This is a genomic window from Marinomonas atlantica (genome assembly GCF_001639725.1).
Classification (GTDB): domain Bacteria; phylum Pseudomonadota; class Gammaproteobacteria; order Pseudomonadales; family Marinomonadaceae; genus Marinomonas; species Marinomonas atlantica.
Window position 1 is genome coordinate 1 of record NZ_LTAW01000010.1, and the last position, 15,405, is coordinate 15,405.

Genomic DNA, 15,405 nt, shown 5'->3' on the forward strand with positions numbered 1-15,405 from the left:
TTATCTGATTATCTATTTTAAAGAGCGTCTGACTTCGTTACCGCTTCGTTGTTGTGAAGCGTTGTCCGTGTCAGTGGAGGCGTATAATACGCATCTGAATTTTCAGTGCAAGTACTTTTTAAAAAAGTTTTAAAAGTTTTCAGTTCAGTGCATTTGACTTAAACATCCTATTGAGAGCCAGCGACAGGTAGAGGTAAAGCGCAGAAACAAAAAGAAGCGCTACGCGCTTCTTTTAGAGTAAGTTAGTAGGTCCAAACGAATACGGCAGAAGATCATCCATACTAAGCGTTTTGCGTATGCCTTTCTCTGGCGAACAAATGTGTATCAATGTTTGCTCATCTGAAAACTCTCGGATACGCTGACGGCACCCACCACATGGGGTGACTAACAATTCGCCTACTCCCATTACATATATTTGTTTAATACGTTGGCCGCCGCCCATTATCATCGCGGCAATTGCTCCCGCTTCGGCGCAGGTGCCTTCGGGGTAAGACGCATTTTCTACATTGCAACCAGAGAATACTTCACCTTCTGCTGTTTCAATGACAGCCCCCACCTGAAAGTTTGAGTAAGGCACATAGGCCTTACTCATAGCTTTCTCAGCTAATACAATCCATTGTTCTGATTTAGGCATTAAGCACGTTCCTTCACATATGGCTTACCAATCGCTTTAGGGCCTACAGCTTTACCAATGAAACCCGCTAGCAATAACACCGTCAAAACATATGGAAGTACTTCAATTGCTTGGACAGGAACCTCACCAATCCCAGGTAACGAGACACCTTGTAGACGAACCGCTACTGCATCCAAGAAACCAAACAGCAAACACGCACACAACACAGGCACTGGACGCCATTTACCAAAGATCAACGCAGCTAGCGCCATGTAGCCTTTGCCTGCACTCATATCTTTTAAGAAGCCTGCATTATGTGCTGTGGATAAATACGCTCCTGCAATACCACATAGCACCCCACAGATAATCACTGCACGATAGCGCACTAACGCAACAGAAATACCTGCAGTATCTACAGCGTGAGGGTTTTCACCTACGGCACGTAAACGTAAACCAAATCGCGTTTTAAACACTACCCAGTATGTCGCAGGCACAAAAGCAAACGCTAAATACACTAGAATGTTATGACCACTTAACAGCTCGGAGTAGATTAAACCAATGACAGGTACATCGGAGATCTGCTCTGCAAAAGGAAATGTAATCGGAGTAAAGCGTGCATCTCCTGTTAAAGCAGGCGTTTGGCCACCTTGACTAAACCAATCCAATCCCAGCGTAACCGTCAACCCTGCAACAATGGTATTAATCGCTACGCCCGATACAATATGATCACCACGATGAGTAATACAGGCAAAGCCATGAATCAAAGCAAGGCAAACTGATGCTCCAATAGCAAAGAGCAAACCTATCCAAGCTGAGCCAAATACAGCTGCCGCTGCCGCTGCCGCAAACGCGCCACCGAGCATCTTACCTTCAAGACCAATATCCACGATCCCTGAACGCTCAGAAAACAAACCCGCCAAAGCGGCTAAAATCAGTGGTGTCGATACACGTAACGTCGCATCGAGAATCAGTATTAATGTTTCAAACATACCGCGCTCCTATGCTGCCGCTCGTCTTAAGAAGAAACCTTCAATCTTGCCTTTAAACATATTCTCCAGTGCACCAGAAAACAGAATCACGAGGCCTTGAATCACTACTACAATTTCAGGGGTAATGGTCGGGATTTCAAAAGCCAGCTCTGCGCCGCCTTGATACAAAGCCCCAAACAACATCGCCGCCAAAATGATGCCCACCGGATGATTACGCCCCATCAATGCCACCGCAATACCAGCAAAGCCATACCCCGCTGTAAAGTTAAGCAGCAAGTTATGGTTCACACCCATAATTTCGTTCACACCAACCAAACCAGCAAAGCCACCTGAGATTAGCATGACCCAAATAGTCACTTTCGCGTTATCTATACCTGCGTACTTAGCCGCAGTTGGGTTTGTACCTACAGTACGTAACTGATATCCCCAGCGAGTGTGCCAAACTAGTCCCCAATACAACACACAACATAGAAGTGCCAATATAAACGCCATATTCAATGGCGAGTCCCCAATATCCAACCCAAACGGTGAAAACAAGTCGTGCATATACGGAAGCCATGCGCTTTCTTCAAAAGTACGACTGATAGGAGACATGACCCCTTCTGCTTTTAACCAGTTCACCATTAAATACACCATCAATGATGATGCGATGAAGTTGAACATAATGGTTGTAATCACGATGTGACTGCCACGACGAGCCTGAAGATAAGCGGGAATATAGGCCCATGCTGCACCAAACAGCGCCCCACCTATAATCGCTAACGGCGCAATCACAATTAAAGGCAATGAACTGTCAAACCATAAACATAACAAGCCTACACCTAAACCACCAATGTAAGCCTGCCCTTCTCCACCAATGTTAAAGAGCCCCGCTTTAAAAGCGATCGACACCGCTAAGCCCGTAAAAATAAGGTTCGTGGCGTAATAAAGCGTGTAACCAATACCTTCATCATACCCAAAGGCACCATAGATCAAGTAACCCGCTGCTTCGATTGGATCTTCACCAATGGCTAGGAACACGAGACCGGAAACAAGAAATGCTAGCAAGATATTCAGCAGCGGAATCAATCCAACACTGACCCACGCAGGGACTTTCGCTTGGTTCATTCCTGCGCTCCTTGCTCTTCATTCCATGCATTGGCCATCATCAGACCCAACGTACGCTCATCCGCTTCACTTGCATCTACTTGACCCACAATGGCCCCATCAAACATCACAATAATTCGATCACTTAAAGCCATAATTTCATCTAACTCGACCGAGACCAGCAGGATTGCTTTACCAGCGTCCCGCAATTTAACTATTTGTTCATGAATATTTTCAATTGCACCAATATCCACCCCTCGAGTTGGCTGACCGATAAGCAGCACCTCTGGGTTTTGCTCCACTTCTCGAGCAATGACGATTTTTTGCTGATTACCACCTGAGAAGTTTGCCGTTTTCAAATGAGGATTAGGGGGTCGAACATCCCATGCGGCCATTCTCTCATTACACTCATCCAACATAGCTTTGCGGTCCATTAGGATAGCGCCATTGTAATCGGATGAGTCATGGTAACCGAGTACTGCGGCTTCATAAGCTTCAAACCCTGTTACCAACCCCATTTTGTGTCGATCTTCCGGCACGTGCGCCATCTTAAGATCACGCATTTGTGCGGCGGTCTTCGCGGCATTCGCTGTGATCGTCTGTCCTGCGAACTGAATCTCGCCCGATGCCATCGGCGTAATCCCAGACAGAACATTCAATAATTCACTCTGACCGTTACCGGATACACCTGCTATACCGAGAATCTCACCTGCCTTGAGCTCAAGAGACACTTTTTTCAATCGTTCGACACCTTGACCATCAAAAAACGACAGCTCTTTAGCTGTCAGCACCGCTTGTTGCGGTTGAGCCTCATCTTTATTGACCTTAAGACGGACCTTTTTACCGACCATCAATTCAGCCAACTCTTCCTTGTCAGTTGTGGCCGTTTCACGATGCGCCACCATTTCACCCTGACGCATCACAGACACATTGTCTGTCGACGCAAGGATCTCGCGCAGTTTGTGCGTAATCAGTAGAACGGTGACACCTTGTTCGGTCAAAGATTTTAAAATTCGAAATAAGTGGTCAGCCTCTTGCGGCGTCAACACTCCAGTTGGCTCATCAAGTATTAGAATTTTCGCGCCACGGTACAGTGCTTTTAATATCTCAACACGCTGCTGCAAGCCTACAGGCAAGTCCTCAACGACCGCATCCACATCAATATCTAAGCTGTACTCCTGCTCTAAGCGCTTTAACTCTTTGCGCGCCGCACTAATACCTTGATTCAAGACCGCGCCACCTTCAGCGCCCAAGATGACATTCTCCAATACGGTAAAATTTTCAACCAACATAAAATGTTGATGAACCATACCTATACCTACTTTAATGGCATCTTGAGAATTGCGAATATCGACCTGCTGCCCGTCAATAGAGATCGTACCCGAGTCTGCTTCATAGAAACCGTAGATGATGCTCATCAAGGTAGATTTGCCTGCACCGTTTTCACCAATAATGCCGTGAATCGTGCCTGCGGGTACCTGCAAACCAATATCTTTATTGGCCTGTACGGCACCGAATCGTTTCGAGATCCCTTCTAACTCAATCGCGTATGGATGTGTTTGATCACTCATATTTTGTTCTATGCAAAGTTCCAAGCAAAAAAAAGCAGTTGTTCACCATTAAAAATAGTGAACAACTGCTTTTCTAGCGATTAATAATTACAAGTGCTATCAGACATGTAGTCATGTACGCTGATCTCACCACTGATGATTTTTGCTTTCACATCGTCCATCTTCGCTTTCATATCAGCCGTAATCAGGTCTTTGTTATAGTCATCCTGCGCCCAAGAAACGCCGCCATCAGACAAACCTAGTACTTCTAATCCAGGCTTCCAAGTACCGGTATTCGCCTCTTCAAACACCTTGTACGCTGCAGCATCAACACGCTTAACCATAGACGTTAACATTGTACCTGGTTGGATATGGTTTTGATTTGAATCAACACCAATGGCTAGCTTACCTTCGTCTTTCGCAGCTTGGTAAACACCAATACCGGTTCCCCCTGCGGCAGCAAACACAACATCTGCACCTTTTGAAAATTGACTTTTAGCCAATTCAGAGCCCTTGGTTGGGTCATTGAAAGCCGCACCCGTAGAGCCTGTCATATTCTGAATAACGGTAGCATTTGGCGTTATATACTTGGCACCTTGTTCATAGCCACAGCCAAATTTACGTATCAGCGGAATATCCATGCCACCCACAAAACCCACCGTATCGGTTTCAGATGCCATAGCGGCTAATGCACCGACAAGGAACGACCCTTCATGCTCTTTAAAAACAATCGACTGTACATTTGGCAGATCAATTACGGCATCAATAATGGTAAATTCCACTTCAGGGAAATCTTGAGCGACTTTGGTTACCGCAGACATCATAGTGAAGCCCACAGCGACAATTGGACTGTAACCACGTTTTGCTAAACGTCGGAGGTTTTGCTCGACCTGAGCTTCATTCTTAGGCTCAGATTCACGAACTTTAATGCCAGTATCTTCCGTAAACTCGGTAATGCCGTTATACACACCTTCATTAAACGACTTATCAAACTTGCCGGCCTGATCGTAAACTACAGCTGGCTTAATATCTGCAGCATAGGCTGATGATGCTGCAATGGCTAACGCTGTAGCCGACGCAAGAAAGACACCTTTCATTAATAAATCCTCTTTGAGTATTTCTAAATCCCAGCTTACAAGAGATAAAACTGGCTAATTGGTCAAAAATAAACTGATTATTGTTTGAGCGCAATGCTGGCGTGCACATTTGCACCATTATTGCTGTGAAATACACGTCTGCTTGAACTCACCATTAATAAAATGTAGACGTTTTCTACAGAGTTAGCCGCTTAAAACACCCACTATCGGTACAATCACTTCTGACAACGAACGCAATACACTGTGCTACGCTGCCCCTGACGAATCTCCGTCAAAGGCGCTTTACACACAACACATGGCAAATCAGCACGACCATAGACTTTAAGCTCCTGCTTAAAGTAGCCGGGCTTTCCTTCACCACTAACAAAGTCTTTTAGGGTTGTACCACCTTGCTCAATCGCAGCCGCCAATACCTGTTTAATGCAATCCACAAACAGCGCTAGGCGTTTCTTACTGATATTTCCGGCTGCTCGTGTCGGACGAATACCGGCCATAAACAAGGCCTCATTAGCGTATATGTTTCCCACTCCAACCACGACTTTACTGTCCATGATAAACTGCTTAATCGCCTGCTTTCGCCCTTTCGCTCTTTCATGGAGATAGTCCACACTGAACGCATCCGTCAGAGGCTCAGGACCGAGATGAGAAATTAGCTCATGAGAGTGCCAATCACCATCACTCCACATCATAGCGCCAAAGCGACGCGGGTCGGTATAACGCAACACTTTGTTTAGACCGACAAAATGAATGTCCACATGGTCGTGAAACATGGGAGGGGTATCGGGTTCGACAAAGTACAGACTTCCTGACATACCTAAATGAATAATTAAGGTACCCACACTTGTATGCACACCAATGTATTTGCCGCGACGCGTTACATCTTGAACGGTTTGTCCCGGAAACAATGTACTCACTGCTTCGGGGATCGGCCAACGCAGTTTCGGTTGGCGGATTTCAATGCGTGCAACGGTTTGCTCAAGAATATGCGGCGCGATGCCATTTTTAGTGGTTTCAACTTCGGGTAATTCCGGCATAAATTCCTCAAGTTCACAGTGGTTAGCTTATTCAAGATACAAAAAAACCGGCTCAAGGCCGGTCTTTTTGTTAACAAAGCAGCAAAATTATTTAATTTTCGCTTCTTTGTACATCACATGCTTACGTACAACTGGATCAAACTTTTTCATCTCCAATTTTTCTGGAGTGTTACGTTTGTTCTTGTCAGTTGTGTAAAAGTGACCAGTACCTGCAGAAGATACCATGCGAATTAGATCGCGAGCGCCTTTAGAAGCCATGATTCAGATTCCTTATACTTTTTCGCCACGAGCACGCATTTCAGTCAAAACTGAATCGATGCCTTTTTTATCGATAATACGCATGCCTTTAGAAGATACACGTAGACGTACGTAGCGGTTTTCACCTTCGACCCAAAAACGGTGCCAATGAAGGTTAGGAAGGAAGCGACGCTTTGTGTGACGCTTTGAGTGAGAAACGTTGTTACCTGTAACAGGACGCTTCCCAGTAACTTGACAGACGCGAGACATAATTTAATTACCTTATGCTATCCGAAAATTATTGGAAGTTGATACTTCCTCAGGCGGAGCGTGGGTCACTCTGGAACTTCTTCTGAGAAGAAGACACTGGGGCCACAAAATCCCGTACCGAGGATATAGCGGCGCGAATTCTCCCACAGTCCCCCGTAAACAGCAAACAATTTGTTAAAATTTGATCAGCTCTTAATTAGACTGGACTTCCATAATCCTAAAATTATCCAGTAATACGAAGATCAAGATTTCCAACACCAGGAACTAACATACCATCTTCATCAATTTGGTCCGCGTCTCCAATAAGCAAAATGTCGGCGTTTGGTATAGCCTGAGAGAGCTCAGTCAGCCCACGATTAGAATAATAAACAGAGGCAATAATAACTCTCCTCGGGCTATACTTACTTATCGCAGACTTCGCTAAATGAACCGCTGTACAGCCAGTGGCCAACACAGCTTTGGCAATAATAAGTGTGTCTACATGCTCTTTTGTATTAGGTAGGTTCATACTGCTGATATCAGCTTTTAGTGCCTCTAAGCCTCTTTGACCATTGAAACTCATGGAGCCTTTCAACGGCTCATCTAGATGTCTTGCTAACCCTTTTCCTAAGTATTGGAAGTCATCTGATGTAGTTATTACCGCACATAAAGGTATTTCAGCAGACCTACCACTAGCTTGAGCATTCATAGGTGTAGAAACTCCTGAGTCCCTCAAAAAATATAACTCGACAATTTTTTTACCTAGCTCTTCACCAAGAATAGTGACAGCACTTCTAATAGTTTCATGATTAGAAGCTTTAGATCTGATCTCTAGTTTTTTATATAACGCAAACTCACTTTCAATCTTCTCTTTCATCATTTTCTCCATTTTGAGAACTGTTTTTCTAGTTCAGATATACATCCCCAAAAATCTGAATTAATTTTTGATCTCATGAAGTTGATATGGTGGCTATCCTCTCCCCATTCATACTTCAATTCTACAGATTCATGATTCACTGAATAAAAAACTGATGCATCCGGGTTGGGTCTTCTAGGAAGTACTAATCGTAGAAAGTGATCTACATACGATAGATTTTCCCCCAATGATGCCCGCTCCTTTAAAAGCTTGAGAAAGCTTTTCTCTATTACATCTTGTAAATCATGTGAAAATTGGTATTTAGAAATCCAATACCCTTTGTAGTAATCGCCGACTTTCTTAATAAATTCTTGTTGCTTTTCCTCTGGCGTAACTTCTGCGCCCTGGAATACAAGCACTTTGGTTGGATTAGATTTATAGGCTTGATCGAACTCAGCCTCAGTTGCAGATACTCCTGTATCAAGCTCAAACCCATACCTCTCGCCAAGAAGAAGGATATAGAAGTCACATGATTCAGCCATTCGTAGAGTATGCAAGTATGGGTTAGACGCACAAGCCTCTTGAATAGGATAAGCACCCACAACTTCTACAAATGGATACTTTCCGAAAAGCTTTACTACAGCATCCCTTTCAGCTTTCATATCTTGAATCGTCGAACTGAGCATAATTTTGATTTTATCAGACACGTTAGTGCTCCAATTAATTTTAACAAATCAGCTTTCTATATAAGACCGCTCTCCGCCAAAGACAATGGCCGACCATCCCCCACGATAAAATGGTCCAATAACCTTACATCAATCAGGTCTAACGCTTTGCGTATTCGTTCGGTAATATTGATATCCGCTTGGCTCGGTTCTGAGACACCCGAAGGATGATTGTGCGCCAGAATGACGGCGGCAGCGTTGTGCGTAAGAGCGGCTTTAACCACTTCCCGAGGATACACCGCAGCACTGTCGATGGTACCCATAAAGAGCTCTTGGTATCGAATCAGTCGATGTTGGGAATCGAGGAATAGCACGGCAAAGATTTCCCGCTGGGAGTGCCGTAGTTGCGTGGCAAGATAGGTCCGCACCGCTTCGGCGCTGTTAAAAATGGTATCGCGGGTTAATTGTTCCTGTAGATGTCGCTTGGACATTTCCAGCACGGCTTGTAGCTGGGTATATTTGGCATCGCCCAAACCGAATCCTTGGCAGAATTCTTCGCGTGTGGCTGATAATAACGCTCGTAACCCACCAAACTGATGCAATACGCGTCGCGCCAACTCTACCGCACTGACACCTTGAGTGCCGGTACGTAAGAAGATCGCTAACAGCTCAGCATCACTGAGCATATGGGCGCCTTGCTGTATTAATTTTTCTCGCGGCCGTTCGGCTTCTGGCCATTGCTTGATACTCATAAACACCTCCTTGTGGTACGCTTTATCAAACTCAATACCGTGCACTGGCGAAATCCTGTCGCATAGAAACATCACGGTAAAATCGACTAATTTGTAATCAGAAGCTTATTATGTCCAGTCTTTTAAATAAACAGATTTTAGTGGGAATTACGGGGGGCATTGCGGCCTATAAAACCATTGAACTGATCCGCCTATTAACCAAAGCCGGCGCAGACGTACAAGTCGTACTAACAGAAGGCGCTAAAGCCTTTGTGACTGAAATGACCCTACAAGCTGTCTCTGGGCACCCTGTCCGCAGTAGTTTACTCGACCCGGCTGCAGAACTCGGTATGGGACATATTGAACTGGCAAAATGGGCGGATACAATTTTAGTGGCCCCGGCCTCGGCCGACTTTATGGCGCGCTACTGTCAAGGTATGGCAAACGATCTGCTGACCACGCTTTGTCTTGCTACCGAGGCTCCCGTGATTCTTGCTCCAGCCATGAATCAAGCAATGTGGAAACACCCTGCCACACAAGCCAACCTTAAAACACTTCAAAGTCGTGGTGTAGACATGATTGGACCGGCTTCCGGTGCTCAAGCCTGTGGTGATGTCGGTGTAGGTCGCATGGAAGAACCTGACGATATTTTTCAATCGCTGAAGTTTATTTTAATGCCTATACAGCAAGACTTAACTGGCCAACATTGGGTTATTACGGCCGGCCCAACCATGGAAGCCATCGATCCCGTGCGTTACATCAGTAATCACAGCTCCGGAAAGATGGGCTACGCGCTCGCCGAAGCCGCCAAAGTACGTGGCGCAACGGTTACACTCGTTAGTGGCCCAGTCAATCTACCTGCCCCTAGCGGTGTGCATCTGGTTGCCATAAAAAGCGCCGACGATATGCTTACTGCGTGTCGTGCAGCCATGACATCGTCGGCCGATGTTTTTATTGGTGCGGCCGCCGTAGCGGACTTTCGCATGAAAGACGTTGCCACACAGAAAATGAAGAAGACTGGTGACTGCGATGAAATGCAGCTGACATTAGTTAAAAACCCAGATGTGATCGCCACGTTAAGCCAAGAAAAAGCCGCAAAATGTATGGTTGGCTTTGCCGCCGAAACACAAGATGTAATTGCTTACGCAAAAAGCAAGCTAGAACGAAAAGGCTTAGATCTGATCATTGCCAATGATGTGTCACGCACAGATATTGGTTTTAACAGCGATAGCAATCAAGTCACTGTATTGTCTAAAAACCAACAATGGACACCGCCGAAAGAAGCGAAATCCGCCCTCGCAGTCGAGCTTGTCGAACTGATCACGCAATACCAATCCCAAATGTCATGAGCTAACAAATGAAACAACCTATACAACTAAAAATCTTAAACCCAAAAATCGGCACAGAGCTGCCATTACCAAGTTATGCTACAGAAGGCTCTGCAGGCTTAGACCTACGCGCCTGCCTTGATGCAGCCGTTGTACTGGCACCCGGCCAAACCACATTATTACCTACAGGCCTTGCGATTTATATTGAAGATCAAAATCTGGCGGCGACCATTTTGCCGCGCTCAGGTCTTGGTCACAAACATGGTATCGTCTTAGGCAACCTAGTCGGTCTAATTGACTCCGACTACCAAGGCGAATTAATGGTGTCATGCTGGAACCGCGGACAAACAACCTTCACTATCGAACCCGGTGAGCGTGTTGCACAGCTTGTGCTGTTGCCGGTGGTTCAGGCTGAATTCAACATCGTTGAAGAGTTTGAAGCAACCGATCGCGGTATTGGTAGCTTTGGCTCTACCGGAACCAAGTAACTCTCCGCAGTTGATTAATTTAGGTGAGTAAAGCTCACCTAAATTAGCTCTCTTTTTGAACTGCCTAATGCTTCTTACCTTTAGTAAATAAAGATCCCTTCTTGGGGTCAATTTTGCGTCAACTTTCATCATTTATAACTAGAGAGTCGACGCAGTTCACGTTATTATTTTAATAACATAAGTGGTCGCTTACACTCGCTGTAATGATTCTGCTACATGCTTCAAGTAGGCTCGGCGAACAATGCTTTGCGTCACTTCACCCTCTTCTTTGACTCAGTCAAAAGAGCTCTTTAAATAACAATAGGAGTGTTCCCATCGTGGCTTACACACGCGAATCTGCATTAGATGTTGCTCAGGTCTTGAGCGAATCTCTACCCTACATTCAACGCTTTGCTGGCAAAACGCTGGTTATCAAGTATGGCGGTAATGCTATGACTGACGAAGCGCTTCAAGCAGGGTTTGCACGCGATATTGTGTTAATGAAAGCCATCGGCATCAACCCAATTGTGGTACATGGCGGTGGTCCACAGATTGGGGAGATGCTGGCCAAACTCAGCATTGAATCTAAATTCATCAATGGTATGCGTGTAACCGACACTGCGACGATGGACGTGGTTGAAATGGTGTTGGGGGGTCAAGTAAACAAAGATATCGTCAATATGATCACTCGTGCTGGCGGCAAAGCTATTGGCTTAACAGGCAAAGATAGCGGATTTATTAAAGCAAAAAAATTGTTTGTAAAACATCAAGCAGAAGGCATGAGCGCACCAGAGCAAGTAGACATTGGTCATGTCGGTGAAGTGGCAAGCATTGATACAAGTGTTCTAAAAGTCTTAGAAAATAGTGATCTGATTCCTGTTATCGCGCCGATTGGTATTGATGAAGAAGGCAATGCCTACAATATCAATGCGGATTTAGTGGCCGGTAAAGTGGCTGAAGCGGTCAATGCTGAAAAATTGATGCTACTAACCAATATCTCGGGCGTGCAAGACAAGCAAGGTAAGGTGCTTACAGGATTGAGCACAATACAAGTCGACAACCTAATTGCAGATGGCACCATCTATGGAGGCATGCTACCGAAGATCAGCTGCGCTCTGTCTGCAGTCAATGCTGGTGTAACGAGCGCGCACATTATTGATGGTCGCGTGCCGCACGCTACCTTGCTAGAGATCTTTACGGATACGGGCGTCGGGACCTTGATCACGAATCAAAACCATAACGCTTAACTCGCAAACAACATAATTTCAAAAGCGATAGGCAACATTGATATGACGACAAAAAAAAGCGATCGACGTACGGAAATTTTACAAGCTCTGGCGGCCATGTTGGAAAGCAGCCCAGGAGCACGTATTACTACCGCTGCTTTAGCAAAAGAAGTAGGTGTCTCTGAGGCCGCCCTCTATCGTCACTTTCCCAGCAAAGCGAAGATGTTTGAAGGGTTAATCGAGTTTATCGAAGAAACGCTTTTCACTCGTATTCATCGTATTGTTCAGGAAGAAAGCGATGTGCTAGTACGATTAGAGATGATTCTGAAGTTGACGCTCGCATTCGCAGAGCAAAATCCTGGGATGTGTCGGTTACTAACCGCGGATGCGCTAGCAGGTGAAACCGAGCGACTACGTGTGCGAATCGCCCAATTGTTTGATCGTATCGAAACACAGTTACGTCAGGTATTACGTGAGTCTGAGCTGAAACAAGCCATGCGCCCAGCGATGGGAACTAACGCTTGTGCGAATTACCTATTGGCGTTATTAGAAGGGAAAATTCGTCAATACGTGCGTACTGAGTTTAAAACAAAGCCAACACAAACTTGGCAGGAGCAATGGCAAGCCATTGCTCCAAGCTTGATGATTGATCATGCCTAGGCGTGATCAATCGTTAGACACCGTATTGATCACGGTAGGCTTTTACACCTTCAAGGTGCTGAGCAAACTCAGGAGAGTCTTGTTCTGACAGATAAGTCATGATGTCATTTAATGACACAATACTGACCACAGGCATATCAAAATCACGCTCTACTTCTTGGATCGCTGATAATTCGCCTTGGCCACGCTCTTGACGGTTCAGAGCAATCAGTACACCAGCTGGCTTTGCGCCCGCCGTGTTAATGATGTCCATGACTTCACGGATAGCGGTACCCGCTGTGATGACGTCATCGATAATCATGATGTTGCCTTCCAGCGGAGCGCCGACTAATGTGCCGCCTTCGCCGTGTGATTTTGCTTCTTTGCGATTAAACACGTACGGTGTATCAATATCATGATGATCATAAAGTGCTACGGCAGTGGTCGTCGCCAGCGGGATACCTTTGTAAGCAGGGCCAAATAAAACGTCGAATGACACGCCTGCTTCGACTAGGGCTGCAGCGTAAAAGCGGCCCAGTTTAGCCAACGCTTGGCCTGAGCTAAATAAGCCAGCGTTGAAGAAATAAGGGCTCACACGTCCCGATTTAAGTGTGAACTCGCCAAAACGCAATACGTTTTGCTCGATGGCGAACTCAATAAATTCTCTTTGGTAAGGTTTCATGCCGACTCCAGAAAGATAAATAACCATAAACAAATTGCCTCTTGCCAGAAAAATATGCTTTCCTGACAAGGAATGGGCGCTAATATAACACACGGCTAGGAATTGTAGGGACCAGAAATGAAGGTCATCAGCCTTAATGTAAACGGTATAAAACAAGCAGCAGAACGCGGTTTCTTCGAATGGATGGTACGCCAAGACCCAGATGTGGTGTGTCTGCAAGACATTCAAGCGGATGAACGCAGCTTAAACGACAACGTTTTCTTTCCACCAGGGTACAACGCGTACTTTTTTGATTCGATGGAAAACCCAGAAGAAGCAGGTGTGGCCATTTACAGTAAAGCCATGCCTAAAGCAATTATGACAGGAATGGGATTCCCTGAATGTGACTTCGAAGGCCGTTTCATACAGGCCGATTTCGACAACGTCAGCATTGGCTCATTCCTCACGCCGCACGGCTCAAACCACGAAGAAGCGCTACAAGAACAAAAGTATCGCTTTATGGAAGGTTTCAAGAACCACTTAATCAAAACACGCCGCAAACGTCGCGAGTTTATTTTCTGTGGTACGTGTAATGTGGCGCGTTCACCCATTGACGTGAGCAGCTGGTTCGTCAATCAACGTAACTCAGGATTTTTGCCTGATGAGCGCAAATGGATTAACGAGATCTTCAATGATCACGAATACATCGATGCGTTCCGTCAAGTAAACAAACAAGATAAACAATACACTTGGTGGCCTGATTATGAACGCGCTTGGAAACTAGATGAAGGCGGTCGCTTAGATTATCAAATCACAACACCTGGTCTGAAACACGTCATTCAAGGTGGCAGTGTCTATAAAGGACAGCGTTTTTCGGATCACGCTCCGTTGATCATGGAATACGATCTAGACTAGCGTGCACTGAGTAAACACAAAAAAGCCCAAGAAAATACGACATTCTCGGGCTTTTCAATATACGCTCGCGCTCGTTTAATCTTGAGCGGTCGCCTCAGCATGAACAGTTAAGCGCAGCTGATGCATTTCACCGGCTGGGATCTCATACTGGTTATCCAGTGCGTTAGCAGTTTCAACACAAACGAATTGACGATAGTCACCTTCTTCCATATCCGTTCTTAACGTCGCAAGCGCTTCACCAGGGTTCCATAATACTGTAGATTGAGCCCCTTCCGACGCCACTACAAACTTACGCTTAAACACAGGATCATGAAGCTCTAACACTTCTGGAGCATTTAGATAAACACGATCTAATGCTTCACAGGGCGAAACGGCACCAGATTGTTTCGATATTTTGTTGTCATCAAACTTATCAACATACTTCACAGCATCTAAACCGTGCACTTCAGCGGATTGATTATCGCCAATATGGAAATAAGTATGAAGTGCCTCAGAAATAGGCATGGGTTTGTCGGTTAGATTGGCCGCAGAAAAATTGATACTAAACCCGTCCCCCAACCGGAACACTTGACGCAACTCAAACGCATATGGCCACATCTCTTCAATAAGAGGATGATCCTCTGATGCCAACCGAATAACGATTTTCACATCACCATTTTTGAAACGTCCGACTTCAACTAGCTGCCAACGAAAGTATCGAGCTAAGCCGTGAGCAGGTAAATCTTCGTCTTCGGCATTCGAACCAAACCAAGGCCAGCATACCGGTACACCAAAATGGCGACGCCCAAAACGCGTTTGCGCCCCTTCATTAGCCGATTGAAACAGTAAGTCAGGTTGCCCGGCCGGAACAAAACTCACCAAGTGCCCGCCCCATAGTGCAATACGGGCCGTGAAACTTGGCTGATCGATGATAATTTCATCGCATTCTCTAAGACTATTAGGCAGTATTTCACCGCCTAATTCCTCTAGCTCGCGCATCAGCTGAGCATCCATTTATCGCTCCAAAATTCTCTTCAATTGAGTCATATTAGCCCTTCACACCTGTATTACAATAGTTTGACG

Annotated in this window: 18 protein-coding genes; 5 read left to right on the top strand and 13 right to left on the bottom strand. The window is 45.5% G+C overall.

Annotated features, from left to right (window positions below):
* Nucleotides 1-232: 232 nt before the first annotated feature.
* The 11 genes from AYW75_RS15670 to radC all read right to left on the bottom strand — a co-directional run bounded on the left by AYW75_RS15670 (nt 233) and on the right by radC (nt 9,128).
* Complete coding sequence (locus AYW75_RS15670) at nt 233-634, bottom strand: cytidine deaminase (protein ID WP_067101460.1); 402 nt, start codon at nt 632-634, stop codon at nt 233-235.
* Nucleotides 634-1,602: an ABC transporter permease gene (locus tag AYW75_RS15675; RefSeq protein ID WP_067101463.1), complete on the bottom strand. Its 969-nt coding sequence runs from the start codon at nt 1,600-1,602 to the stop codon at nt 634-636. The genes AYW75_RS15670 and AYW75_RS15675 overlap by 1 nt, the downstream gene beginning before the upstream one ends.
* A gap of 9 nt (nt 1,603-1,611) precedes the next feature.
* Entirely contained in the window at nt 1,612-2,709 is a 1,098-nt protein-coding gene (locus AYW75_RS15680) for an ABC transporter permease (RefSeq protein WP_067101466.1), read from the bottom strand.
* Complete coding sequence (locus AYW75_RS15685) at nt 2,706-4,259, bottom strand: ABC transporter ATP-binding protein (protein ID WP_067101468.1); 1,554 nt, start codon at nt 4,257-4,259, stop codon at nt 2,706-2,708. Before AYW75_RS15685 ends, AYW75_RS15680 begins: the two co-directional genes overlap by 4 nt.
* A gap of 80 nt (nt 4,260-4,339) precedes the next feature.
* Nucleotides 4,340-5,335 (bottom strand): BMP family lipoprotein, encoded by a 996-nt coding sequence (locus AYW75_RS15690; RefSeq protein ID WP_067101472.1) that lies wholly within the window; start codon nt 5,333-5,335, stop codon nt 4,340-4,342.
* A gap of 215 nt (nt 5,336-5,550) precedes the next feature.
* Nucleotides 5,551-6,369, bottom strand: a complete 819-nt coding sequence (mutM, locus tag AYW75_RS15695) for a bifunctional DNA-formamidopyrimidine glycosylase/DNA-(apurinic or apyrimidinic site) lyase (protein WP_067101475.1) — start codon at nt 6,367-6,369, stop codon at nt 5,551-5,553.
* Between the two features lie 87 nt (nt 6,370-6,456).
* Complete coding sequence (gene rpmG, locus AYW75_RS15700) at nt 6,457-6,627, bottom strand: 50S ribosomal protein L33 (RefSeq protein WP_067033005.1); 171 nt, start codon at nt 6,625-6,627, stop codon at nt 6,457-6,459.
* Nucleotides 6,628-6,639: 12 nt separating this feature from the next.
* Complete coding sequence (rpmB, locus tag AYW75_RS15705) at nt 6,640-6,876, bottom strand: 50S ribosomal protein L28 (RefSeq protein WP_067033002.1); 237 nt, start codon at nt 6,874-6,876, stop codon at nt 6,640-6,642.
* A gap of 223 nt (nt 6,877-7,099) precedes the next feature.
* Complete coding sequence (locus AYW75_RS15710) at nt 7,100-7,732, bottom strand: uracil phosphoribosyltransferase (protein WP_067101478.1); 633 nt, start codon at nt 7,730-7,732, stop codon at nt 7,100-7,102.
* The gene (locus tag AYW75_RS15715) at nt 7,732-8,418 is read right to left on the bottom strand and encodes a DUF4062 domain-containing protein (protein ID WP_067101481.1); all 687 of its coding nucleotides are present in this window, start codon (nt 8,416-8,418) and stop codon (nt 7,732-7,734) included. The genes AYW75_RS15710 and AYW75_RS15715 overlap by 1 nt, the downstream gene beginning before the upstream one ends.
* Before the next feature lie 35 nt (nt 8,419-8,453).
* Nucleotides 8,454-9,128 carry a RadC family protein gene (radC, locus tag AYW75_RS15720; RefSeq protein WP_067101484.1) on the bottom strand — a complete coding sequence of 225 codons (675 nt, stop codon included), beginning with the start codon at nt 9,126-9,128 and terminating at the stop codon, nt 8,454-8,456.
* A gap of 110 nt (nt 9,129-9,238) precedes the next feature.
* On the opposite strand from radC, the gene coaBC reads away from it, so the two are divergent.
* The 4 genes from coaBC (at nt 9,239) to slmA (ending at nt 12,788) form a co-directional block, all read left to right on the top strand.
* The gene (gene coaBC, locus AYW75_RS15725; protein WP_067101487.1) at nt 9,239-10,456 is read left to right on the top strand and encodes a bifunctional phosphopantothenoylcysteine decarboxylase/phosphopantothenate--cysteine ligase CoaBC; all 1,218 of its coding nucleotides are present in this window, start codon (nt 9,239-9,241) and stop codon (nt 10,454-10,456) included.
* Nucleotides 10,457-10,464: 8 nt separating this feature from the next.
* Nucleotides 10,465-10,923 carry a dUTP diphosphatase gene (dut, locus tag AYW75_RS15730; protein WP_067101489.1) on the top strand — a complete coding sequence of 153 codons (459 nt, stop codon included), beginning with the start codon at nt 10,465-10,467 and terminating at the stop codon, nt 10,921-10,923.
* A 317-nt stretch (nt 10,924-11,240) separates the two neighbouring features.
* On the top strand, nt 11,241-12,149 hold the full coding sequence (argB, locus tag AYW75_RS15735; protein ID WP_067101491.1) for an acetylglutamate kinase: 909 nt from the start codon (nt 11,241-11,243) through the stop codon (nt 12,147-12,149).
* 42 nt (nt 12,150-12,191) lie between these two features.
* Nucleotides 12,192-12,788: a nucleoid occlusion factor SlmA gene (slmA, locus tag AYW75_RS15740; protein ID WP_067101494.1), complete on the top strand. Its 597-nt coding sequence runs from the start codon at nt 12,192-12,194 to the stop codon at nt 12,786-12,788.
* A 13-nt stretch (nt 12,789-12,801) separates the two neighbouring features.
* Here slmA and pyrE read toward each other — a convergent pair whose 3' ends face one another.
* Nucleotides 12,802-13,449 carry an orotate phosphoribosyltransferase gene (gene pyrE / locus AYW75_RS15745; RefSeq protein WP_067101497.1) on the bottom strand — a complete coding sequence of 216 codons (648 nt, stop codon included), beginning with the start codon at nt 13,447-13,449 and terminating at the stop codon, nt 12,802-12,804.
* A 117-nt stretch (nt 13,450-13,566) separates the two neighbouring features.
* On the opposite strand from pyrE, the gene AYW75_RS15750 reads away from it, so the two are divergent.
* Nucleotides 13,567-14,343 carry an exodeoxyribonuclease III gene (locus tag AYW75_RS15750; RefSeq protein ID WP_067101501.1) on the top strand — a complete coding sequence of 259 codons (777 nt, stop codon included), beginning with the start codon at nt 13,567-13,569 and terminating at the stop codon, nt 14,341-14,343.
* A 75-nt stretch (nt 14,344-14,418) separates the two neighbouring features.
* On the opposite strand, the gene AYW75_RS15755 is transcribed toward AYW75_RS15750, so the two are convergent.
* Nucleotides 14,419-15,336: a D-hexose-6-phosphate mutarotase gene (locus tag AYW75_RS15755; protein WP_067101504.1), complete on the bottom strand. Its 918-nt coding sequence runs from the start codon at nt 15,334-15,336 to the stop codon at nt 14,419-14,421.
* Between the last annotated feature and the right edge of the window lie 69 nt (nt 15,337-15,405).